29 protein-coding genes, 1 pseudogene and 1 riboswitch are annotated in these 19,832 nt (G+C 38.8%); of the genes and pseudogenes, 17 read left to right on the top strand and 13 right to left on the bottom strand.

Annotated elements, in window-relative coordinates:
• The first annotated feature begins 320 nt into the window (after positions 1-320).
• A complete protein-coding gene (locus Q5794_RS19860; RefSeq protein WP_374988366.1) occupies positions 321-659 on the top strand; it encodes a hypothetical protein in 339 nt (112 codons plus the stop codon).
• Between the two features lie 43 nt (positions 660-702).
• Here Q5794_RS19860 and Q5794_RS19855 read toward each other — a convergent pair whose 3' ends face one another.
• A complete protein-coding gene (locus Q5794_RS19855) occupies positions 703-1,176 on the bottom strand; it encodes a YtxH domain-containing protein (RefSeq protein ID WP_214984620.1) in 474 nt (157 codons plus the stop codon).
• Between the two features lie 328 nt (positions 1,177-1,504).
• On the opposite strand from Q5794_RS19855, the gene Q5794_RS19850 reads away from it, so the two are divergent.
• Positions 1,505-2,980: a glycoside hydrolase family 32 protein gene (locus tag Q5794_RS19850; protein WP_374988365.1), complete on the top strand. Its 1,476-nt coding sequence runs from the start codon at positions 1,505-1,507 to the stop codon at positions 2,978-2,980.
• A gap of 50 nt (positions 2,981-3,030) precedes the next feature.
• Here Q5794_RS19850 and Q5794_RS19845 read toward each other — a convergent pair whose 3' ends face one another.
• Positions 3,031-3,312, bottom strand: a complete 282-nt coding sequence (locus Q5794_RS19845; protein WP_013058546.1) for a hypothetical protein — start codon at positions 3,310-3,312, stop codon at positions 3,031-3,033.
• Positions 3,313-3,398: 86 nt separating this feature from the next.
• Positions 3,399-3,587 carry a hypothetical protein gene (locus tag Q5794_RS19840; RefSeq protein WP_374988364.1) on the bottom strand — a complete coding sequence of 63 codons (189 nt, stop codon included), beginning with the start codon at positions 3,585-3,587 and terminating at the stop codon, positions 3,399-3,401.
• A 123-nt stretch (positions 3,588-3,710) separates the two neighbouring features.
• Between Q5794_RS19840 and Q5794_RS19835 the strand changes: the two genes are divergently transcribed.
• Positions 3,711-4,001 (top strand): hypothetical protein, encoded by a 291-nt coding sequence (locus Q5794_RS19835; protein ID WP_374988363.1) that lies wholly within the window; start codon positions 3,711-3,713, stop codon positions 3,999-4,001.
• 51 nt (positions 4,002-4,052) lie between these two features.
• Here Q5794_RS19835 and Q5794_RS19830 read toward each other — a convergent pair whose 3' ends face one another.
• From Q5794_RS19830 to Q5794_RS19820, 3 genes are read right to left on the bottom strand one after another with little or no spacing between them, the layout of a single operon-like run.
• A complete protein-coding gene (locus Q5794_RS19830; protein WP_374988362.1) occupies positions 4,053-4,613 on the bottom strand; it encodes an MFS transporter in 561 nt (186 codons plus the stop codon).
• Positions 4,614-4,655: 42 nt separating this feature from the next.
• Entirely contained in the window at positions 4,656-5,288 is a 633-nt protein-coding gene (locus Q5794_RS19825) for an MFS transporter (RefSeq protein ID WP_374988361.1), read from the bottom strand.
• Between the two features lie 5 nt (positions 5,289-5,293).
• The gene (locus Q5794_RS19820; RefSeq protein ID WP_374988360.1) at positions 5,294-6,037 is read right to left on the bottom strand and encodes a MerR family transcriptional regulator; all 744 of its coding nucleotides are present in this window, start codon (positions 6,035-6,037) and stop codon (positions 5,294-5,296) included.
• Positions 6,038-6,120: 83 nt separating this feature from the next.
• On the opposite strand from Q5794_RS19820, the gene Q5794_RS19815 reads away from it, so the two are divergent.
• Both Q5794_RS19815 and Q5794_RS19810 read left to right on the top strand, forming a co-directional pair.
• Entirely contained in the window at positions 6,121-6,801 is a 681-nt protein-coding gene (locus tag Q5794_RS19815; protein ID WP_374988359.1) for a lysostaphin resistance A-like protein, read from the top strand.
• A gap of 232 nt (positions 6,802-7,033) precedes the next feature.
• On the top strand, positions 7,034-7,996 hold the full coding sequence (locus Q5794_RS19810; protein ID WP_214987358.1) for an aldo/keto reductase: 963 nt from the start codon (positions 7,034-7,036) through the stop codon (positions 7,994-7,996).
• Between the two features lie 36 nt (positions 7,997-8,032).
• On the opposite strand, the gene Q5794_RS19805 is transcribed toward Q5794_RS19810, so the two are convergent.
• Positions 8,033-8,419 carry a MerR family transcriptional regulator gene (locus Q5794_RS19805; protein WP_374988358.1) on the bottom strand — a complete coding sequence of 129 codons (387 nt, stop codon included), beginning with the start codon at positions 8,417-8,419 and terminating at the stop codon, positions 8,033-8,035.
• Between the two features lie 185 nt (positions 8,420-8,604).
• On the opposite strand from Q5794_RS19805, the gene Q5794_RS19800 reads away from it, so the two are divergent.
• Positions 8,605-8,775, top strand: a complete 171-nt coding sequence (locus Q5794_RS19800; protein ID WP_192995349.1) for a hypothetical protein — start codon at positions 8,605-8,607, stop codon at positions 8,773-8,775.
• A gap of 239 nt (positions 8,776-9,014) precedes the next feature.
• On the opposite strand, the gene Q5794_RS19795 is transcribed toward Q5794_RS19800, so the two are convergent.
• The gene (locus Q5794_RS19795; protein WP_192995347.1) at positions 9,015-9,209 is read right to left on the bottom strand and encodes a hypothetical protein; all 195 of its coding nucleotides are present in this window, start codon (positions 9,207-9,209) and stop codon (positions 9,015-9,017) included.
• Positions 9,210-9,432: 223 nt separating this feature from the next.
• Here Q5794_RS19795 and Q5794_RS19790 point away from each other — a divergent pair, with 223 nt between their 5' ends.
• The 4 genes from Q5794_RS19790 (at position 9,433) to Q5794_RS19775 (ending at position 11,181) form a co-directional block, all read left to right on the top strand.
• Entirely contained in the window at positions 9,433-9,954 is a 522-nt protein-coding gene (locus Q5794_RS19790) for a hypothetical protein (RefSeq protein WP_374988357.1), read from the top strand.
• 72 nt (positions 9,955-10,026) lie between these two features.
• Positions 10,027-10,545, top strand: a complete 519-nt coding sequence (locus tag Q5794_RS19785; protein ID WP_374988356.1) for a GNAT family N-acetyltransferase — start codon at positions 10,027-10,029, stop codon at positions 10,543-10,545.
• A gap of 2 nt (positions 10,546-10,547) precedes the next feature.
• Positions 10,548-11,030, top strand: a complete 483-nt coding sequence (locus Q5794_RS19780; RefSeq protein WP_374988355.1) for a DinB family protein — start codon at positions 10,548-10,550, stop codon at positions 11,028-11,030.
• Entirely contained in the window at positions 11,014-11,181 is a 168-nt protein-coding gene (locus Q5794_RS19775; protein ID WP_214987356.1) for a hypothetical protein, read from the top strand. The genes Q5794_RS19780 and Q5794_RS19775 overlap by 17 nt, the downstream gene beginning before the upstream one ends.
• Before the next feature lie 11 nt (positions 11,182-11,192).
• On the opposite strand, the pseudogene Q5794_RS19770 reads toward Q5794_RS19775, so the two are convergent.
• Both Q5794_RS19770 and Q5794_RS19765 read right to left on the bottom strand, forming a co-directional pair.
• Positions 11,193-11,834: pseudogene (locus Q5794_RS19770) on the bottom strand (MSMEG_1061 family FMN-dependent PPOX-type flavoprotein).
• A gap of 124 nt (positions 11,835-11,958) precedes the next feature.
• Complete coding sequence (locus Q5794_RS19765; RefSeq protein WP_374988354.1) at positions 11,959-12,207, bottom strand: hypothetical protein; 249 nt, start codon at positions 12,205-12,207, stop codon at positions 11,959-11,961.
• A gap of 298 nt (positions 12,208-12,505) precedes the next feature.
• Here Q5794_RS19765 and Q5794_RS19760 point away from each other — a divergent pair, with 298 nt between their 5' ends.
• From Q5794_RS19760 to Q5794_RS19745, 4 genes are all read left to right on the top strand, one after another.
• On the top strand, positions 12,506-13,516 hold the full coding sequence (locus Q5794_RS19760; RefSeq protein WP_214987354.1) for an aldo/keto reductase: 1,011 nt from the start codon (positions 12,506-12,508) through the stop codon (positions 13,514-13,516).
• A 192-nt stretch (positions 13,517-13,708) separates the two neighbouring features.
• Positions 13,709-13,812, top strand: a riboswitch (purine riboswitch).
• 156 nt (positions 13,813-13,968) lie between these two features.
• A complete protein-coding gene (locus tag Q5794_RS19755) occupies positions 13,969-14,841 on the top strand; it encodes a 5'-methylthioadenosine/S-adenosylhomocysteine nucleosidase (RefSeq protein ID WP_374988353.1) in 873 nt (290 codons plus the stop codon).
• Between the two features lie 346 nt (positions 14,842-15,187).
• Positions 15,188-15,610, top strand: coding sequence for a phosphate-starvation-inducible protein PsiE (locus tag Q5794_RS19750; protein ID WP_057242859.1), 423 nt, complete (start codon positions 15,188-15,190; stop codon positions 15,608-15,610).
• Positions 15,611-15,612: 2 nt separating this feature from the next.
• Positions 15,613-15,966 (top strand): DUF2294 domain-containing protein, encoded by a 354-nt coding sequence (locus Q5794_RS19745; RefSeq protein WP_214987352.1) that lies wholly within the window; start codon positions 15,613-15,615, stop codon positions 15,964-15,966.
• A gap of 150 nt (positions 15,967-16,116) precedes the next feature.
• On the opposite strand, the gene Q5794_RS19740 is transcribed toward Q5794_RS19745, so the two are convergent.
• Positions 16,117-16,851, bottom strand: coding sequence for a class I SAM-dependent DNA methyltransferase (locus Q5794_RS19740; protein ID WP_374988352.1), 735 nt, complete (start codon positions 16,849-16,851; stop codon positions 16,117-16,119).
• 171 nt (positions 16,852-17,022) lie between these two features.
• Between Q5794_RS19740 and Q5794_RS19735 the strand changes: the two genes are divergently transcribed.
• Positions 17,023-17,340: a hypothetical protein gene (locus Q5794_RS19735; RefSeq protein ID WP_214987350.1), complete on the top strand. Its 318-nt coding sequence runs from the start codon at positions 17,023-17,025 to the stop codon at positions 17,338-17,340.
• A gap of 100 nt (positions 17,341-17,440) precedes the next feature.
• Here Q5794_RS19735 and Q5794_RS19730 read toward each other — a convergent pair whose 3' ends face one another.
• Together Q5794_RS19730 and Q5794_RS19725 are read right to left on the bottom strand one after the other, a co-directional pair.
• Positions 17,441-18,166, bottom strand: coding sequence for an AbrB/MazE/SpoVT family DNA-binding domain-containing protein (locus tag Q5794_RS19730; RefSeq protein ID WP_374988351.1), 726 nt, complete (start codon positions 18,164-18,166; stop codon positions 17,441-17,443).
• Positions 18,167-18,647: 481 nt separating this feature from the next.
• On the bottom strand, positions 18,648-18,803 hold the full coding sequence (locus Q5794_RS19725) for a hypothetical protein (protein ID WP_214987348.1): 156 nt from the start codon (positions 18,801-18,803) through the stop codon (positions 18,648-18,650).
• Between the two features lie 148 nt (positions 18,804-18,951).
• Between Q5794_RS19725 and Q5794_RS19720 the strand changes: the two genes are divergently transcribed.
• Complete coding sequence (locus tag Q5794_RS19720) at positions 18,952-19,512, top strand: PAS domain-containing protein (RefSeq protein ID WP_374989239.1); 561 nt, start codon at positions 18,952-18,954, stop codon at positions 19,510-19,512.
• A 37-nt stretch (positions 19,513-19,549) separates the two neighbouring features.
• Positions 19,550-19,699: a hypothetical protein gene (locus tag Q5794_RS19715; RefSeq protein WP_374988350.1), complete on the top strand. Its 150-nt coding sequence runs from the start codon at positions 19,550-19,552 to the stop codon at positions 19,697-19,699.
• Positions 19,700-19,832: the final 133 nt, after the last annotated feature.

Below are 19,832 nucleotides of genomic sequence, written 5' to 3'. Positions count from 1 at the left end.
ACTTCCGCATAGGTGAACCTTTTGGGGTGAAATCAAGGGGACTGGGGTTCTGATGGTATAGTTTTTAGGCAGAAGAGAGAATAGGGAGTTTGTTTGGGTGTGAAGTGCGGTTTCTTTCTAGAGGGTGGGAAGGAGTGAAGTGTAATTTCTTGGCGATAGTCAAATTCACGTAGGCGAACTTTTGGCGGTGAAATCACGGCGGATCGGTATCTAGAAATGTAGTTTTTTAGGTGGAAGAGAGAATTATGTACATGCCAAAGGATGTTTGATTTTATCAAAAGTTGTAGATGAATAGACTATCAAGTCGTTGGAGGCGTTGTATGGTTGGAATTTGCAGCTGGAAGTGTGCGGTGAGTGGAATAAGTATTGCAAGTGTCTACAGTAAGCAGCCGTCGTGGCAGCGAGAGTGTTATTTGGTGACACCTGGTAAAGTTTATTATGAGTCGTGCTATCAAGGGTACGGAGAGTTTGCAGGAATGGATATTTTTTGTTTGATGAAAGAAAGCGGAGCGGAGAAAGAAGACAGTGAAGGGGTAGCGGCTTTTAAGCCTAAGATTGTGCTGGCGAAGTATTACAGCGGACAGCGTTATGAAGGACTGCCGGAATCAGAGCCGTGTCCGTACGGAGGCTATTTTTTTGAAGGGTGGAATGAAGGATAGCGAATATACACAAAAGCTGTAGAGATATCTCTACAGCTCGTTATTAACGTCTTGTTTCATCGACAGATTGTTCTAAGTCACTTACTTCTTGCGTAATTGTATTTAATTCTTCTTGCACCGCTTCAGCTTCAAGAACAGGATCTTGAACGATTTCTGTCGTTTCAAGCTCTTCTGCTGCAGCCATTTCTGCAAGCGGCTGTTCTTTAGCAGTGCGCAGAGATTTCACTTTGTTGACAACTTGCGAAGATTGTTCGGAAACTTTTTGTGAAAGACGAGCCGTGCGCTGTTTGAGGTCTTGGCCTTTTGCATATACCGTTTCTTTCACTTGACCTGTTTTAGCAAGTGCTTGATTCGCTCCGTCTTGAATAGAAGCACGCAGCTCTTTTCCTGACTTTGGCGCTACTAGTAAAGCTGTTGTTACACCCACTACGCTGCCTACTAACGTGCCGACCAATAACTCTTTGCTTCCACCTTTTGTTTCTTTACCCACTGTTTCTTTTACGTTTTCTTTTGTCATGACATTTCCTCCTTTTATAATATGTAATATGAAGGGTTTACCATTTTGTTGAATACTTCCTGCAAAACGCAAATGATTCGCTAAAAAAAATGTGCAAGTGCCGTCGGACGCTCGTACAGGCTGGTGAAATTTGATTGTATATAGTATTCAACCACCTGACAGAAAAACCTTCTTTTCTGCTATAAAAACAGAAAAAAAGTTATCTGTAAAATCCGACACAAGAAAACGACAACATTCGTTCTTTGGTAGCATTTTCACTTGAAATTTTATATCATAGAGGGCAAGGAGAATACGTTCTCTTTTTTTAGATGCTGGAGGGATTGAAGAAATGGCTGAATCGAAGTACAGAACGATTTTAGAAGCAAAATCTGGTGAGTTAGAAGCATTAAAAGACAAAGCAATCAAAGACAGCTGGCAGCCGATTTATCATATTCATCCACAGTACGGGCTGATGAATGATCCAAACGGATTGATTCAATTAAACGGTGAATATCACGTGTTTTATCAGTGGTATCCGTACGGTGCGATGCATGGAATGAAGCACTGGGCTCATGTGAAATCTACGGATTTAGTAACGTGGGAACGCCTTCCGGTTGCGTTAACGCCAACGGAAGAATATGAATCGCACGGCGCATACTCAGGCGGCGCGATTGAAAAAGATGGTCAGGGGCTGCTGTTTTATACGGGGAATGTAAAATACGAAGACGGCTCACGTTCAGCTAATCAATGTATCGCGATGCTAAACAGGGATGGAAGTGTGGAAAAATACACGTATAATCCAGCGGTACAAGGCGTTCCTGATGGGTATACAGGACATGTGCGTGATCCGAAAGTATGGAAAGAAAATGATACATATTATATGCTGCTAGGCGCTCAGCGTGAAAACGAAACGGGCGCGTTAATTGTGTATGAATCAAGCGATGCGCTTCAGTGGTCATTTAAAGGCGAAGTTAAAACATCGCTTCCTGACTTTGGCTATATGTGGGAGTGCCCGGATTACTTTAAACTGGACGGAAAAGATGTGTTTGTCTTTTCGCCGCAAGGAATCAAAGCGGATGGCCACGATTTTCATAATATTTATAATGTGATTTACGCGGTGGGAACATTCGATGTGGAAAGTTTAACGTTTGAAATGGAGTATTACCGTGAAATTGATAAAGGGTTTGACTTTTATGCACCGCAAACCTTCCAAGATGAAAGCGGACGTCGCTTGCTGTTGGCATGGATTGGAAACCCGGACGTTGACTATCCGTCAGACGAATACGGATGGGCCCATGCCTTAACGCTTCCTCGTGAGCTTTCGCTTGAAGGAAATGAACTTGTTCAAAAGCCTGTAGAAGAGTTAAATAAGCTTCGAGATCAAGCGGTTCATTTTAGAGGAACGCTAAAAAATGAAGAAGTGATCATTGATGAAGCAACAAACAATGCATATGAAATCAATATGACGTTCCGCGAGATAGCGGCCAAACAGTTTGGTTTAGAGCTGTTTAATAGTAAAGAAGAAGAGCTTCGCCTCGTGTTTGATACAGAAAAGCAAGAAGTGCGACTCGACCGTTCTTCATTCCACCATCAATATGCAACGGAATACGGTGTGGTTCGCTCTGAAAAATGGACAGCGTCAAACGAAGTCGATGTTCGCGTATTTGTCGACAAAAGCATCGTCGAAATTTATATAAACGGCGGCAAAATTGTCTTCACTTCCCGGGTATTCCCGAAAAAAGATTCCAAATCAGCTGTAAATGTATTTGCAGAAGGAGCTGTGGATTATCGTATTGATTATTACGGTATGTCGCGCGGTATTTAATATAATAAATAAGAAAAGCCAATGAAGATCATTCATTGGCTTTTTGGTTTCTATAAAAATAAGATACAAATACATGAAGCAACTAAATGAGGAACAGCTGCAATAATAAAACGTTTCATCCATTCTGTATCCTCTCGCTGCCGGACCGGGGTAAAGTAAGGTCCTCTCGTTTCAAAACGAAATGCGTCCAGTAAGGTTACGAGTGCAATTGCCGTAAGTAATATGCCAAGAGGGCCTGAAATATAGTAAATATACTGCCAGTTGCCTGCTGTAATAGAAATGATAATCACAATAATTAAAGATATAATGCCAGATATTAATCCTGTTTTCAAACTCAAAATCTCCTTACATCCAGTTTTTGCTTATCTATTTTACCATAACCGAATGAAGGTTTGTATATACGGCTCGGGGCGGATATTTACTTCTTAATGGACCTTCTATGTAAGTACCTTCTCGTATAAAATGAGTTTCCTAGCAAAAGCAGTGTCCCTAGAATCCACCCGGCTGCAGGGGAATAAGGAAAGATATTTTTTAAAGCCATCCCAAAAGAAATAGAGGCTGCTCCGAGTATAAATAAAAGCATCGTGATTCCTTGACGTTTTTTCATATGTACCACCTCTCTTACTAATTTTACCATAAGATATGAGCATAGTAGAATAAAATGTAAGATATCATACAAAAAAAGAAGTATATGGTAAAATTTAAGGGGCAGGAAGGGAAGAGGGATGCAATGATTAAAAAAGGATTTATAGCAGGTATCGTGACGGTCGGGATTGTTCTTGCGCTTGCTGCTTTTACAGGGAAGTGGAGCTATCTCTATTTTATGTTAGGCACAATGGGAGCAGTATCACTGGTTTTGGCTTTGGCATACCTTATTGACAGCATCGTGCTAGGAAGTACAGGCACATTCTTTTCAGCCAAAAAGACGCGCAAGGTGAGCCGAGTTGAAGATGCAAAACGATTTGGAGCTCTTGCTGTGCCGAACGTACTAGCCGCTTTAATTTATATAGTCGTTGGATGATAATCAGGAATTTATAAAAAAACAGCTTGAGGTATAGTCTCAAGCTGTTTTTTATGCGTCAATCTGAACGTTTCTTTCCGGTTTATCACGCAGCGGCATCAGCATGCTCACAAATCCAAAGACTGCTACGATAATGGCAGCCGCTAAAAAAGTCGTCTGAGCACCTGCGACTTTTACGATCATGCCTCCAAAAAGAGGAGCAGTAAGTAAAACGACACTCGTTAATGTATTAATGAATCCGTACACTTTTCCGAGGTGCTCTTTGTCGCTGTACTTTTGAACGATATAGTTAAACAGCAGTAAATTCAGTCCAACTCCGGCGCCGCCGATGGGTGCAGCAATCAAAATAAAATAGCGCGACATAACGGCTGGATTAAAGCAGCTAATGAAAAATAAAGCCCCTCCAAATAAAAGCAGGCCAAGTGATAAAAGTCTAAACGGATGGTGAACCTGCTTTTTTCTATTGAGGTAAACTCCTGTTGCTAGCGCTCCCAGTCCGATTCCCGAAAGCAGCCAGCCGAGCATTTCCGGATGGTGAGGCAGCACATCTCGAAGGAAGATGCTAATTTGAGCGTCAACAAGCATGACTACAAAATACGAAAGGTGAAACAAAATAACGACGCGTAAAAGGATTGAGTGCTGAAAAACGATTTTTCAGCCGTTTGAGTACGTTTCTTTCGGTTGATGGGAAGAATGAGCAGCTTGCCCTTGAATGTTTTTACCTGCTTTTTTAAGTGAAAACAGGACACCAATAGAAATCATACAAGCTGCGGCATTAACTAAAATGCATGCTTTTGGCGTTGTAATCGTCAGCGCGGCGGCTCCGAGAAACGGCCCCACAACTTTGGCAATTTGAAACATAATGTTTTGTAAAGTAGAGGCTTGCAGCAGCTGCTCTTCTTTGACCACTTCTCGAACGTAAGCCAGCTGTGCGGGCACTTTCATAACAGAACTCATAGAGCGCAGGGTCAGCACCCCTAGTGCCAAAAGCGGTTCATTTGTGAAAAATAACAGACATGTGAACAGAAGACGGACTAGTTCAGACAGAAACATCAGCTGTACTTTATCGCAGCGGTCCGCTAAATTTCCTGCTGCTTGACTTAGCAGGATGCTAGGCAAAGTGTACGCGACAGGAATAAGCGTAATCCAGAGGGAATTTGCGTGCCACACGTATGTAAAAAGCGTCATCACCGCAAACATATCAAATAAATCTCCGAAGCTTGCGGCAGAGCTTGAAATAAATAATTTTTTATAAGAAGAATTAGCAAACAGCTTTTCTTTTTTCAATACCTTCATTCCTTTATGTGTTGTTCGTAAAAAATAATCGCATCTTCAATAAATTGAAGGATTTCGCTGTCAATAGGGTAGAGATTAAGTGAACTTGATGCCTCAGGAGATTTGCGAACATCCCAAAAGGCTTTTTCTAAAGCCGTATGAGGGCCAAATAGCTCACTCGATAAAAGCAGAATATCAGCTGCAACCAGCTGTCCATCTTCAGATTGAGGTGCACGCTGGTGCTTTAAGCAAAGCTGAACTCGTTTTATGATGTTAATCCATTTATCGGCACTCGCATTCTCCATTTTAGGCAAATCATGCTGCAGAATCTCACTTTCTTCTATTAAAATCGAAAGCAGATCAGTCCAGCTGCTTTTAGTAGTAGACTGATTTTGAACTAAGGGAAGGAGCTGCTTCCAGTTTAATTCACCTTCTATTTTTATACTGTTGCGAAGAGTGTGAGTATGTTCTAAAGCTCGTTGAATTTCTGAAGCTTTTTGCTGAAGTTTTTGCTGATGAATCGCTAGAAGTTCATCAATACTCACTTGATGAAGAATAAGTTCAATATCTCGCAAAGGAACGGCTAAGTTTTTTAACAGAGTAATTTTTTCTAGTGTGACTAAATCCGTTTCTGAATAGGACCGCTTTCCGTTTTGGGCTTTTGACGATGGATGAAGCAAGCCGATTTGATCATAGTAACGAAGCGTACGCACCGTAAGGCCTAATTTTTTAGCGGCTTGCCCAGTAGAAAAATAAATCATTTTTAACCCCTCCAAAAAAATGCTTGCAGGTAACGTTACGTCACCTTTTACACTGAATATATGTAAAAGGGAGGCGAAGTAAATTGAAACAAAAAAATCAAGGATTATGGACAATAAAATCATTCGTAATCATGCTTGTGGTCACGTTTGTTGGTGTGCCTATCTTAATTGAAGGCATATTGCAGGATGCTTTACATTCCCTGTTTGAAAATGATCTTTATGCTGGAACAGTTACTGGGTTTGTTATGGCAGCTGTGTTTTTATCAGCTCTGTATGGGCTGATGGTTCAGGCTGGTGATAGAAAAATTGGTTTTCAATCGTTTTCAAAACGGCACTGGCCGCGCATTCTTTTTTTGCTTTTTGTGCTGATCTTAGGAAGTGTGGCAATTGTTGTGCTAATGGAATGGTTTGGTATGACGTATGAAAATAAAAAAACAGCCAGTTTACAGCATGACCTGTCGCTGTTTTCATTTATACTTGCTTTTGTTTCAGCCGCTGTAATCTCACCTTTTTATGAAGAGATTATCTACCGAGGATTTTTTTATACGTGGCTGAAACGTAAAGGAGGAATTGTGTTTGGATTAGTGGGAAGTTCGTTTATCTTTATGCTGGTGCATATTCCAACGTACAATACCTTGCCCGTTAACTTTTTATCAGGTCTCGTGTTTGCATGGGTGTACGAAAAAACAAAGTCGCTGCTTCCAAGTATGATCATTCATGCTTGTTTTAATGGAATCGCCGTTATTTTAACAGCGGCAGCTTAATGTAGTTTCGATAACGAGTAAGCTATGATTTATCTTACCATATTATGATTATGTCTACTGAAGAAGCAAATTGCAAAAAAATAAGCGAAAAATGAATCAAAAAACTGCTAGAAGCACTGCTGTTTCTAGCAGTTTTTTATATATGCATGCACGCTTAAGGCTTGTCTTAAAGTGGACGTTAAGGTGTATGATAAGAGAGAGTAAAGACAGCAATAAAAAGGAGAGGGTATCGATGCAATATCGAAAGCTTGGAACAACAGGTCTGGAAGTATCAAATTTATGTCTAGGTACCATGGCGTTTGGACGATGGATTGACGAAAAAGCGTCGGCAGCTATTTTACATAGCGCCATTGACAACGGAATTAACTTCATTGACACAGCCAACTATTACGGAAAAGGGCAGGATGAAGAGTTTAGATATGGCACAGGGGAATCTGAAGAAATTATTGGACGTGCGTTAAAAGGAAAACGAGATGATGTTGTGCTTGCAACAAAAGTCGGCATTGCCGTAGGAAAAGGCAAAAATGATAAAGGCCTTTCACGCACACATATTATGAGAGAAGTGGATAATCAGCTGCGACGACTGCAGACGGACTACATTGATCTTTATCAAGTTCATCTTTTTGATCACCATACACCTATGGAAGAAACGCTTCGTACGCTAGATGATTTAGTTCGTCAAGGCAAAGTTCGTTATATTGGCTGCTCCAATTATGCCGCGTGGCAAATCGCAAAGTCTCATCATATTAGTGACAAAATGAATCTTGAAAAATTTATTTCCGTTCAGCCTCAGTACAATCTTCTCTCTCGTGAAATTGAACAAGAGCTGCTGCCGTTTAGTCAATCTGAAGGTGTAGGCGTCATGGTATACAGTCCGTTAGCGCGCGGTATGCTTTCAGGCAAATATAAAACACCAAATGACGTGCCGCTAGAAAGTCGGGCTGCGCATGGTGAAAAGCTGCTGCGAAACTACTTTACAGACCAAAACTTTCAGCTGGTGGAGCAGTATCGCAAGTTAGCAGAAACAAATGAAGTAAGCTTGTCTCAGTTTGCTCTTTCATGGGTATTGAATCAGCCCTCTGTAACGTCAAGCATTATCGGAGCTAGTAAATTGCATCACGTAACAGATGCGGTTGAAATCAGCGATTGGACATGGTCAGAAGAGCTGTTAAATATCGTAAATTCACTGTATTAATAAAAAGTCCGCAGGTGCACCTGCGGACTTTTGTGTTTAAATTTTAATTTCTTTTTGCGTTAATTTTGCTTCTAGTGAGTCGTACAAAGCAAGCTTATAGTTAATTTGTTCAAGGTATTTAAAAGTTTTGGCCATTTCTTCTTCCACTGCTTCTTTGTGCTGAAGCATCATGCTTTTTCGTTCTTTAATCGTGCTTTCGCCTTGTTTATAGAGCTCTACATAGCGCTTGATTTCTACAAGAGGCATGCCCGTTGAGCGCAGAGCTAAGATAAAACGAATCCATTCAATATTCGTATCGTTATAGAGGCGCTTTCCATTTTCATCACGCTCTACAAAAGGAGGAATTCCTTCTTTTTCATAGTAGCGTAAAGTCGGTGCGGAAAGCCCGGTTTTTTCATTCATTTCCTTCATGCTATAAGACAAGATAGTTCACTCCCACTCATGAATCGTAAAACTTACTTTAAGGTATATGATAATCGATAGCTGAACGTTTTATCAAATTACTTTTCGTTTATTTGAAAAATATGGAACTTTTATACAGTTTGTTCGTAATAACAAGTAGACAATAAGAAACTTACTGTAAAAGGTTAAGTAAAGGGGATAGAGTAATGAAAAAAATAAAATGGATTAGTTTTATCCTGCTGCTGATTTCAAGCGGAGTGTTTTTTATCAATCATCAGTACGCCATTTTACTAGCGGCTTGGACCACTTACGGAATGGCTTTATCAATCCTAGTTTATTTCTTTTCATACGGTATCAAGGATTCAAATCAAGAGTAAAAAGCGTATATGCGTTTCTTATTGTCTTCAAAATAATAGAAGAAGATGAAAGGGTGGAAGAAATGTGAGAACTTTTTTGGATGATTTTATTCGGAGCGTGTATATGGGTGCCACTAATTTGGAATAAAATTGCGATTGGCAAGCGCATCGCACATGAAGAAAAGAAAGCAGGACGTGACTTAACAGGGGAAATCAATCCATTTACCGGAGGAAGAATGTAAATAGAGATTAAGACATATCTAAATTAATCCTATTGAAAGACGAACAAATAGGATTAATGAGCTCGTATGAATTACTTGTGACACCGCTGTTGATTTCCGTGCAAGACTTCGCTTTCCGCGGGCGGCCGGTGAGACTCCTCGTCGCTTGCGCTTCTGCGGGGTCTCACCTGTTCCGCTTTTCCCGCAGGAGTCTTCGCCTTGCCCTCCAATCAACAGCTAGAAGCAGCTACATACATGAAACTTACATTCAGTCTATTCATAAAAAATCCGAACAAATTTAATTCTCTACCAAGAATCTCAATGCATCGTTCAAATTTTCCCACCACTAAAATACCTTTGTCTCAGCCTCTTCATTAGTAAAGAAAACAATAGTTTAAATTTGTTATTAATAGTATAATTAACCATATTTATTTTGAATAGAAAGGTTGATGAAAAAGTGTCAACATTCTTTTTGGCCGGCATGGTATTTGTGCTGGTGATGATTGTTTTTTCGCGTACGCTGTGGGTGCCTAGCGGAATGGTAGAACGTCTTAGCAAGAAAAAGTGGTTTCAAAACCATTGGCTGAGCGGAGGCTATTTGTTTGGCATTAATGCTTTATATTTTGATACTACAATATTTTTACTCTATCTTCTTATGTTTACAGATATCCCTTATTTGCATCTTGTTCTTATGTTTTTAGCGACGATTGTAAGTATTTTTACGTGGCGCATTGTTAGTACAGCGTGGACAGGATCATTTAAAAACCGTCTTAAAATGGCTTTAACGGGAAGCAGCTTTTACTTGATAGTGGCATTGATTATGGTAATTGAGTGGCTAAGCGTCAAGCCTCAGTACCCGAATGAAGATACGTTTATGCGAGCTTTTGGGTGGATGCTTGGCTTTTTCGTTTCAGCCGCCGCTTTTAGTATATGTTTCATTTTCACTGCGTTTCTTGGAAAACGTTCAGCACGTGTGTAATAGTATCATTCGTTTTTTAAAGTTCTTTTCTGTTGAACTAGCTAACTACTATTTACGAAAGCAGGGGTAAACATGATTCGAGAAATTTCAGCTTCCGATGCAGCAGCTTTTTTAATGTTAAATAAAGAGCTTGATCGAGAAACAGCATATATGCTGTACGAGGAAAATGAGCGTGCGACAACGCTTGAACAGCAGAAAAAAATGATTACCACTTTTTTAAAGATGCCGAACTCGACAATTTTAGTGGCGGAACAAGACGGACAGCTTGTCGGACATTTGTCTGTAATTGGCGGAAGCGTTAATCGAAAAAAACACAGTGCATACTTAGCAGTTGGAGTATTGCGTTCCTATGGAAACCAAGGGATTGGTACTTCATTGTTTGAAAAAATGGAGAACTGGGCGGCGCATAGCGGCATCAAACGAGTAGAGCTAACGGTTATGACACACAATGAACCGGCCATTTCGCTGTATAAAAAGATGGGCTTTAAAATAGAAGGGGAAAAAGTATGTTCACTCGTTGTAGATGGAAAATCAGTTGATGAATATTATATGGGGAAGATTTTAAAAAAAACGTTATTAAAGGAGAAATGAACATGGAAACGACGGTTGTTCAGTTAAATGAATGGATTATAAAGCTTCCTAAAAAGCTTGAGGTATTCTCTGATGCAGCGGCGTCAAACCGTCCTGCACTTAAGAAATGGTCCCCAAAAGAAATTGTGGGGCACTTATGTGACTCGGCTATTCACAATTTGCAGCGGTTTATCAATGTGCAGCATGAAAAAACACCTTTGGCCCTGACGCCTTACAAACAAGATGAATGGGTAGAACTGCAGCACTATCAAGCTACGCCCATGGAAGAAGTAGTTGCCCTATGGCGCAGTTTAAATAAGCAAATTGCTTCCGTTCTTTCGCATATACCAACAGAAAAGTATATGTATCAATTCGAATTAGAAGATGGAAACTTCGTTTCGCTCCAGTGGTTGGCTAAAGATTATATTGCTCATTTAGAGCATCATATTAAGCAAATTGACGCTCAACTGCCGCTAGGAGGAAAAGAGGATGAAAAAAGAACATAAGAAAGAAGAATCTCAGGTGAAAGTAGATTTTAGAACAGGCCGCGCCTATGGTGATCATGAATACATAGGAAGTTCGAAAAAGGGCGTGCTTCTTGCTTTGTTACCAGTTCTGATCATTGCTGGAGGTATACTGTTTCTGATGGTAAAATGACAAAAGCCGCATTATAGCGGCTTTTTTTCATAGAGGTGCTGAGTTTTGCTTTCTTCGGGATTGTTGCGGCTTTCTAGGGTGGAAAAGCCTGCGTGTTCTGCGACTATTTTAGCTGCGGAAGGAAGCGTTTCGACTCTTTCCCAAGATTCTGGATTCCACAGCTTTGATCGCTTGAATGCTTTGCTGCGGTGGAGAAAGCATTCTTGTACTTCGACGCCGATAGTGAGCAGCGGAGTTTTATTGTGAACCGCCATTGTTTCAAGCAGCGCTTTTTCTTTTACAATGCAAGCTTTGCCGTTAATCCGCAGTGTTTCTTCTATGCCTGGAATCAAAAAAAGCAGCCCTATTTGAGGATTAGATAAAATATTTTCCAATGAATCTACTTTTTTATTGCCGCGCCTCTCTGGAATCAATAGCCTTTTCTCATCGACGACTTGTACAAAACCAGGGTGATCCCCCCGCGGAGAACTGTCGCAAATTCCTTTATAATCAGCTGTAGCGATGATAACAAAAGGAGAATGTTTAATAAATTCCCGTCAGTGTCGATCTAAATGAGAAATTATTTTTTGATGTGCCAATTTGTTAGGTGCGCCGACTATACGGCGAAGCTCTTCTTTCGTTCTTACTTGTTCTTTAAAGTGACCGTTTTCCATTCTTTTTTTCACTCCTACTGTTTGCGTATACTGAAAATACCATTTTTACATATGAAATACTATGTTTTTATATATGAAAAACAGAAAAATCAGTATATTCAAATGGATCAGAAGCACCATAAGGCTAGTTTCGGTCTTTTTTTAAGTTTTTGATTGCGTTATCAAATATGTCATTAACCGTCTTCATATGTTCGCTGACCAGATGATTGGAGTCTTTTTCTCGCTGGCGCATGTCTTTCAACAAATCATCCATATCATCTAGCAAGCTTTGAAAATATTCATCTTTTTCTTCTTCTTTCGAGCAGTCCATTTCATCAAGCTTATCGAGCTTATCTTCAATTTTTTTGAAGTATTCATCTCTCAAGAATCTCACCTCATTTATAAAGTAGCTTTCTGCTTATTGTATGCAAAATGTTTGCTTGCATGAGTAAGAAGTAGAAAGTACATAAAGAAAAGGAGAGTCTGAAAAGCTCAATTACTCTTTAGTAGGTTACTTTTTAGTTCCCATATTACTTTAAAGTGCGTACTTTTTTTTTCTTGTTTATATGCTTCATAATGAATTTTGTCAGGGGATAACATGACATTTAATGAATAGATCAGTCGTTGAGTTTACCTTCATACTGATAAATTTCTAAAATAGAGTTATAAAAATTTCAGGAGGTTTTATGAATATGAGAAAGATACTGCAGGGAAAACTAGGGTTTGGAACAGCACCATTAGGCAATATGTATCGTAATATTCCCGAAGAAGAAGCCATCGCAACAGTTGATGCTGCTTGGGAAAGCGGCATCCGTTACTTTGACGCAGCCCCGCTTTATGGAGCTGGTTTAGCAGAGATGCGCCTTGGTGAAGCACTATCAAAAAGAAATCGCGATGAGTATGTGCTAAGTACAAAAGTAGGTCGCGTTATTTCAGATGAGCTGGAAGACTCATCTTCACGTGACTTAGGAGAAAAAGGCGGACTTTTTGAATTTGGCCGTAAAAATAAAATTATCAATGACTACAGCGCGGATGCAACTCTTCGTTCAATCGAGCAAAGTTTAAACCGTTTAAAAACAGATCGATTGGACTTTGTGTATATTCATGATGTCGCGCAAGATTTTTATGGAGATGAGTGGGTAGGACAATTTGAATCTGCTCGAACTGGAGCATTTCGTGTGCTTACACGTTTACGTGAAGAAGGAGTTATTAAAGGATGGGGACTTGGAGTAAACCGAGTAGAGCCAATTGAAATCATGCTGGATTTGGAAGAAGCAAAGCCAGATGTCTCCTTGCTAGCTGGCCGATACACACTATTAGACCATGAGCGTGCACTGCAGCGAGTAATGCCTGCAGCCGTAAAACATAATATGGGCATTGTTGTGGGTGGGCCATACAGCTCAGGCGTTCTTGCTGGAGGTACGCACTTTGAATATCAAAAAGCATCTTCAGACATTATGGCAAAAGTAGAAAAAATCAAAAGTATTGCAGATCGTCATCATATCAGTATTAAGGCTGCTGCTGTACAATTCTCACTTGCTAATCCAGCGGTTGCTGCTGTTATTCCTGGCGCTAGTCGTCCAGAACGTATTGCAGAAGACAAATCTGCATTAAACACAGTAATTCCGCCAGAGTTCTGGGAAGAAATGCGTGAACAACAGCTTGTAGCGGCTCATGCACCGCTGCCAATTAACGTTAAGTGAAGTTAGAACGGTAAATGTTTAGTAAGTAGAAAAATCGTCTCAAAGTTCCGATTTTGAGACGATTTTTTTGTTTTGAGATAGATATTTATAAAAGATTTAGTGAGGTTTTGTTAAAAAAAACGAACATTTTAACGTAAATTTAATTAAAATATTCGTTTTTGTATTGAGTGACCAGCCTATATTTGATACATTTAGAAAGTGAAAAATATTGCTCGTATATGCTTGGAAATATGGGCTAAGTGTCTCTACCTAGTTCCCATTCAAAGAACTGGACTACGAGTTAAAGTGTAAAAATGTTCGGTTTATCAATACAGAAACTTTATTTCGTGCTTAATTTCTTATACTTTGACTCTAAAAAGCGTAGACAATTAAACATGTTCTAGGTTTTTTTCTTTTGTCCAAACATCGAGTGTATTAAACAACAAAACGAAACGGAGTGAACGTAACAATCTATGAAAAACAACATGTTAAAAACAGGGGCTTTATTTGCTATTGGTATGATCTTATTACTATCTATACTTGCCGGGTGTAATTCAACTTCAAAAAAGGAAGCTGGAGATAAACAGAAGCCTATTATTGTTCAAGGGCCGATGCCGATAGAAGCGCAGAAATTCGCTAAAAAATTAGAAAATGTAAAAGAAGAAAAATCAGGGAATTTTGTTTTTTACAAAGGAACCGTCGATAATTATCCGGTCATTGTTGTTAAAATGGGAAAGGGAATGGAAAACACAGCAGCTGCTACAGCGATAGCTATAGAGAAATACCATCCTAGAGCGATTATCAATCAAGGAACATCAGGTGGACATGATGAAAATCTAAACGTGTTTGATATTGTTTTAGGGAAGCGAACAACCAATATAGGCTCCTTAAAAACAGCAGATAAAAAAGAAGGCGAAGGAATGGATCCTACTGCGTGGAAGCCGATGGATTTGATGGCTTCTGAAGGAAGTGCTGGGGAAGATCCTGATGCTGAAAAAGCTCGTTATTATGAAGGAGATAAAAAATTACTTGCGGCTGCAAATGAAGTAAAAGATACATATAAAAAGGGTAAAGTGGTTGAAGGAACGATAGGATCAGCAGACACGTGGAATAACGAAGTGGATAGAATTAAGTGGTTCCACACTAAGTATGGGACGTCTGTAGAAGAAATGGAAGGTGCAGCGGCAGCACAAATTGCAGGAAGCTATAACGTTCCATTCTTAGGTATCAGAGTGCTATCTAACAACAAAGTAAACAATGGAAAATATAATCCAAACACAGCAGCTGCTTGTCAAGACTACGTTTATGAAGTAATTAAACACTATATCAGCACAAAAGCTAAGTAAATCTTTATTTAAAGTTTTGATGTGTTGAGTTATAATTAATTGTAAAGAAGCTTATTGATAGGAACTCATCACATATGTTTTTTTATCTTTGGTGACTTGACTATATGTAGATATATGGCGGGCTGGATAACAAGTATTGAAAAATGCTGAGTCGTTAACCCATCATAAAGAAATTTGTACAACTATGCACAAATTTCTTTATGATGGGTTTTTTTGTGGAGGAGTGGAGATATTGGAGACAACTAAAAAAGCAGCAGGCTCTAAAACAGGCTAATAGCTTTTGAGTGTTTTACTAACATGAATAGAATCAATGTAAGGAAGTTAGATAAAAGGAAGGGATACAAAGGTGTTTAAACTATTTTTATGTAAAAAAAGGCAGTATCTAATTACGACATATCAATTTATTTTAAATGTCTCGCTGATTGTTCTTGGGTTTATACTCGTTTATTTCTTATTGAGAGAGCTTTTTTATATTATGAATGATGCCTTAACAGGAAATAATAACGTTCATAAAATCCTAGGAAAAGTATTGGTTTTCTTTTTATATTTTGCTTTTGTTTCGATGATTATGACTTATTTTAAGGAAAGCTGCCATTTCCCGTTAAGTTATCTTTTATATATTGGAATTACCGCTACAATACGATTTATTATTGTGAATAACAATTATCAAATTGGAAGTTTATTTTTATCGTTAGGAATTATCGCTTTAACTATTAGTTACTTAATGTTAACGAAAAAAAGATTAGAAGATAATGAAAGGAGAATTTGAACATGAGTAGAAATAGGGAGCATGAATTTAGTAATTTGGTGCGCGAAATCCGTAAAGAGCAGGTTGGAAACGGACCGAGGGAAATCACTACTCGTTTTATAGATACATGGGCTGTTAGCGAAATGAAAGGCAATCTTACGAATGTAGAAAAGTTTATGATAACTTCTCCTGAAGGCAAACGGATGGTTCATGAGGCACGTACGGAACTAGTAAAAAAAATTTATGATTGTTCAGATATACGAGATAAGTTTGAAAAACTTGTCCATGCAAAAATTATAAGAGTTTTTTCAGACATTAACATTGAAGAAGATGTTGCGATGACTACTTTTGTTTTTGATAGAAAGTTAGAAGATTAACTAAAATAGTCTTTTTGGAAGAAAGAGGAATTTAGTCACGGCAAACAACAGAGATATAGCGTATGCTTGGTGTTGTGAAGAATAAGTGTAAAAAGCATCAAAGCCCTTGTTTCCTTAATGAAGGCTTTGATGCTTTTTTCATCTAGGCGCTTATCCGTTCTTCACGCCGCTCATCAGCAAAAACAAAGGAATGCGCATTCGACGCTCGTAAGTTTCGGCGCTGTCGAAGTGTTCTTTTTGAGGGCATGCTTCCTTTAAGTTTGTGACGGTAAATCCGCTTTGCTGCATCAAAGAAAAGTATTCTTCAAGCGTGCGATGATATTTTCGAACGTATCCGCCCATCCAGTGCTGCTGGCGGAATCCCATTAAGAAATAGTTGTCCACGGTCCAGTTTGTGCGGAGAGCGGAAGGCTGAAGAGTAGGCGTAATGACTGGATGTTCAACGGAAAAAATAAATGTTCCTTCAGGTTTGAGCGCTTGATTCACTTTAATGAAAATGCGAGCTAAGTCTTCCATATAGTGAAGAGACAGTCTTGCGGTAACCAAATCGTATTCGGCACGTGGTGGAGTGTATTGCTCCATCGATTCATGGATCACTCTTGCATTTGGGTAGTTTGAAAGCTGTTGATGAGCAGCGTTTAACATATTGATTGAGCCGTCTACTCCCGTATACGAGAAACACCCTTGTGCAAGAAGCTCCACGCCAAATTCAGCGTTTCCGCACCCTAAATCTAAAATATTTGCATCTGTAACATCACTTAGAAGCTGTAGAATGGCCGGTTTTTCAATCGTATCGTTGGCATTTTCTTTCTGCTGCCGGCGTTTAGTATATGCTAAAAACGTCTCGTCATTATCGTAAAATTCAGCTCCGGTTGAACTCTTCAACTAAATCAGCCTCCTCTATGCAAAGTACCTTATTATACTCATATATTCAAATTATTTACAATAATTTGAATATATGAAAATAGTGTTTTATTTTAGTATAAAGGAAAGATCACAGAACATACGAAGACATTATCAGAACTCGATATCCTTCCAAGCGAACATGATGAAAATGTGAAAAAACTTGTAGGAAATGACTATGAAGCGCTTGTTGATAACTTTCAAATCGTACATGAAGAAAAAGATTTAGATGGCTTAGGCGCGACAGCGCTATCAGGGGGAGTAACCGGTTTGTACACGCTTATGGAAGGAATCATTGAGTATGATAAGCAAGGCTATTATTACGTAGCGTTAATTGTTGACAGTGACAAAGTAAAATTCTACACGAATAATCCCACATATCGAGATCGTATCACACTCACAGTAAAAGAGTGGATGAGTCGCTTTAGCGATTATCCAGTAGAAACAGTGTATAAAGAAATAAAAAGATAAGTCTAAAAGCTAAGAGTTGAGTATGGAAGTGTTAAGTCTATGCGCAACTCTTAGCTTTTGCTTTGAAGTCGTAGGGAACCATTTGTTTCTGGTGTTGTTCTTATTTCAATAATTTTCCAAAGATTGCGGTGTCTATTTGCTGAGATAATACGCTGCTAATCTCTTTTTCATTCTCCACTTTTTCTAAAATTAGCTGCTTATTATCCGTCTTTATTTTTAACATCGTACCTAAGTGGATAGAGAACTCATCTCGCAGCTTTTTAGGAATGGTAAGTCTAAAACGGTCATCAATTTTTCGAGATTGAGCCGTAAATGTTAAAGTCGTTTTCTTACCAAAACTCATTTCATATTTTTGAATCACAATGTTATTTTTTTGGTTAATAAAAAATTGAACCTCCGTGTTTGCATCCAATCCGACTGACGTTAAAAGTTCAGAAGTGAGCTGAATCTGCCGTCCAGTTAATGTTGCATAATAAGGAGGGGACGCCGCAGTTTTTTGTGAAAGCGCTGTCGATTTTTCGTCTCTTTTTTTCATAACAATTTGCTGCTCTATCACGTATAGTTCTACATAATCAAAGGGCTTAAGTGCATAGTCATCTCGCAGGGATCTCGGAATGACTATTCTACCCATATGGTTAATTGTTCGAATGAAGATATGAGAAGGAACGGGAACATTTTCGTCATGGTGATCGATAATAATCCAATCATCACAGCTCCGTAAAAAAACTTTGTCGTTCGTCTCGAGTTTCGTTAGTTGCATAAACAAAGAAGGAAGGGATACTCTTCCCATTTCATCAATTATACACTCTTCTTTTTTTGTACGCATCTTGCTACTTAATCCTTTCTAAAAACATTTTAGATGGGGTATGTTACTTAAATTACACAGCATTTATTTCTTTGTCAAATGAAGCAAATGAGTATTTATTCATCGTAAAGATTGAGAAATACAGGAAGTTTAACCCTGTCCACTAGATGTATAGCTGTCCCGTGTAAACGGTAATAATCTGAAGAAAGCAGCCAATCTATTAATTGAAAAAGCATAGAATAGAAGCGTTTTTCTTTCTTTTGGTTTTATTGTAAGAAGAGAAGTAAGAAAAGGCTTAAAAAGGACCAGTATCCCATTTCTAAAGAGTAGGTTTAGGTTTTTAATCAAAAAAATGTAGCCAAACTCAGTCTGAATGATGAATAGATTTATGCATATTAAGCTCAGAAAAAATTTTCAAACGGTGCTTTTTTACTTGTTTTGGAGATCAGTTATAGTTGAAGGATAAAGAAAAAAGCTCAAAGTAATGAGCTTTGAGGCAATTTTATCGTTTTTCAACCAGCAGTAAGATGAAGGTAGCAATCGGTCCTAAAGCAAGAGATAATAAGAACCAGTTCAGACCGGTCCGATTTTTACCTTGCGCTAATCCGGCATTAATTAGAGCCAGCGTTCCCCATCCTACAACGTATTGATTATCCATATGACACCCCGCTACTATTTGTTTCTTTATATGATCAACAAATTTTATATTAGCATAAATATCCATATTTTTGATTGGAATTCCTGAATTAGGGTGGAGAAACATTGAATTTCTTCATGAAGCAAAGTTTCCTGTTTTCCTCAACTTAGTGAAGGTAGTAGTGAATAAGAGAAGGGTGCACGTAGTACACGTGAACGATAAATTCTGTGAAATTTCTAAGTATGAAAGACATGAGCCCCTAGGTCAAGATCATCGTATTATTAATTCGAAACATCATTCAAGCTTGTTTTTTAAAGAGTTATGGAACACGATCAGTTCCGGTAAGGTATGGCACGGAGAGATAAAAAACAAAGCAAAAGACAGTTCGTATTACTGGGTAGATACAACCATTGTTCCTTTTTTAGACGAACGAGGCAAACCGTATCAGTACGTATCGATTCGTAATGATATTACAAAGCGAAAAACATATGAAGAAAAAATTAAGCAAATGGCTTATTATGATCCTTTAACCAATTTGCCTAATCGCTACTGGTTAAATAAGCAGTTGAAAAAGCTGCTTTTAGATGAAGAATCTCCTGAACTGCTGGCGATTTTATTTTTAGATTTAGACCGTTTTAAATCAATAAATGATACGCTTGACCATCATCACGGAGATGTGCTGCTGAGGTGCGTAGCAGAAAGATTAAGAAAATGGTATTCCTTCCTCTGATTTTATCTCACGGCACGGGGGCGATGAGTTCATTTTAGTGCTGCATTCTCTAAAGACTGTTGAGGAAATCGAGGAAATGACCGAGCAGATTGTAAAAGAAATGTCGCTGCCTTTTTATATAGACGAAGATAAAGTGTTAACCTCTACAAGCGTTGGCATCGGCTTATTTTCAAAGGAATGTCAGTAGCATATTATTCTAAAAGACGCATATGAACTAATCGACTGGCTGATCAAGCAAGCAGATATTGCGATGTATGTGGCAAAACGAAATGGACCAAATACTTATGAAATGAGTTCGTCTTCATCAAATGAACGAATGA

The sequence above is a fragment of the Priestia megaterium genome (assembly GCF_041941685.1).
Lineage (GTDB): Bacteria > Bacillota > Bacilli > Bacillales > Bacillaceae_H > Priestia > Priestia megaterium_C.
Note: the sequence above shows the minus strand (reverse complement) of the source record. Positions and strands in the feature narration are given on the sequence as shown.

Bases quoted from the DNA above. Each gene is read 5' to 3' on its own strand.
- Q5794_RS19860 (WP_374988366.1), top strand. From the start codon at position 321: ATGGTTGGAATTTGCAGCTGGAAGTGTGCGGTGAGTGGAATAAGTATT.
- Q5794_RS19855 (WP_214984620.1), bottom strand. From the start codon at position 1,176: ATGACAAAAGAAAACGTAAAAGAAACAGTGGGTAAAGAAACAAAAGGT.
- Q5794_RS19850 (WP_374988365.1), top strand. From the start codon at position 1,505: ATGGCTGAATCGAAGTACAGAACGATTTTAGAAGCAAAATCTGGTGAG.
- Q5794_RS19840 (WP_374988364.1), bottom strand. From the start codon at position 3,587: ATGAAAAAACGTCAAGGAATCACGATGCTTTTATTTATACTCGGAGCA.
- Q5794_RS19835 (WP_374988363.1), top strand. From the start codon at position 3,711: ATGATTAAAAAAGGATTTATAGCAGGTATCGTGACGGTCGGGATTGTT.
- Q5794_RS19820 (WP_374988360.1), bottom strand. From the start codon at position 6,037: ATGATTTATTTTTCTACTGGGCAAGCCGCTAAAAAATTAGGCCTTACG.
- Q5794_RS19810 (WP_214987358.1), top strand. From the start codon at position 7,034: ATGCAATATCGAAAGCTTGGAACAACAGGTCTGGAAGTATCAAATTTA.
- Q5794_RS19800 (WP_192995349.1), top strand. From the start codon at position 8,605: ATGAAAAAAATAAAATGGATTAGTTTTATCCTGCTGCTGATTTCAAGC.
- Q5794_RS19785 (WP_374988356.1), top strand. From the start codon at position 10,027: ATGATTCGAGAAATTTCAGCTTCCGATGCAGCAGCTTTTTTAATGTTA.
- Q5794_RS19780 (WP_374988355.1), top strand. From the start codon at position 10,548: ATGGAAACGACGGTTGTTCAGTTAAATGAATGGATTATAAAGCTTCCT.
- Q5794_RS19775 (WP_214987356.1), top strand. From the start codon at position 11,014: ATGAAAAAAGAACATAAGAAAGAAGAATCTCAGGTGAAAGTAGATTTT.
- Q5794_RS19760 (WP_214987354.1), top strand. From the start codon at position 12,506: ATGAGAAAGATACTGCAGGGAAAACTAGGGTTTGGAACAGCACCATTA.
- Q5794_RS19755 (WP_374988353.1), top strand. From the start codon at position 13,969: ATGAAAAACAACATGTTAAAAACAGGGGCTTTATTTGCTATTGGTATG.
- Q5794_RS19745 (WP_214987352.1), top strand. From the start codon at position 15,613: ATGAGTAGAAATAGGGAGCATGAATTTAGTAATTTGGTGCGCGAAATC.
- Q5794_RS19730 (WP_374988351.1), bottom strand. From the start codon at position 18,166: ATGCGTACAAAAAAAGAAGAGTGTATAATTGATGAAATGGGAAGAGTA.
- Q5794_RS19725 (WP_214987348.1), bottom strand. From the start codon at position 18,803: ATGGATAATCAATACGTTGTAGGATGGGGAACGCTGGCTCTAATTAAT.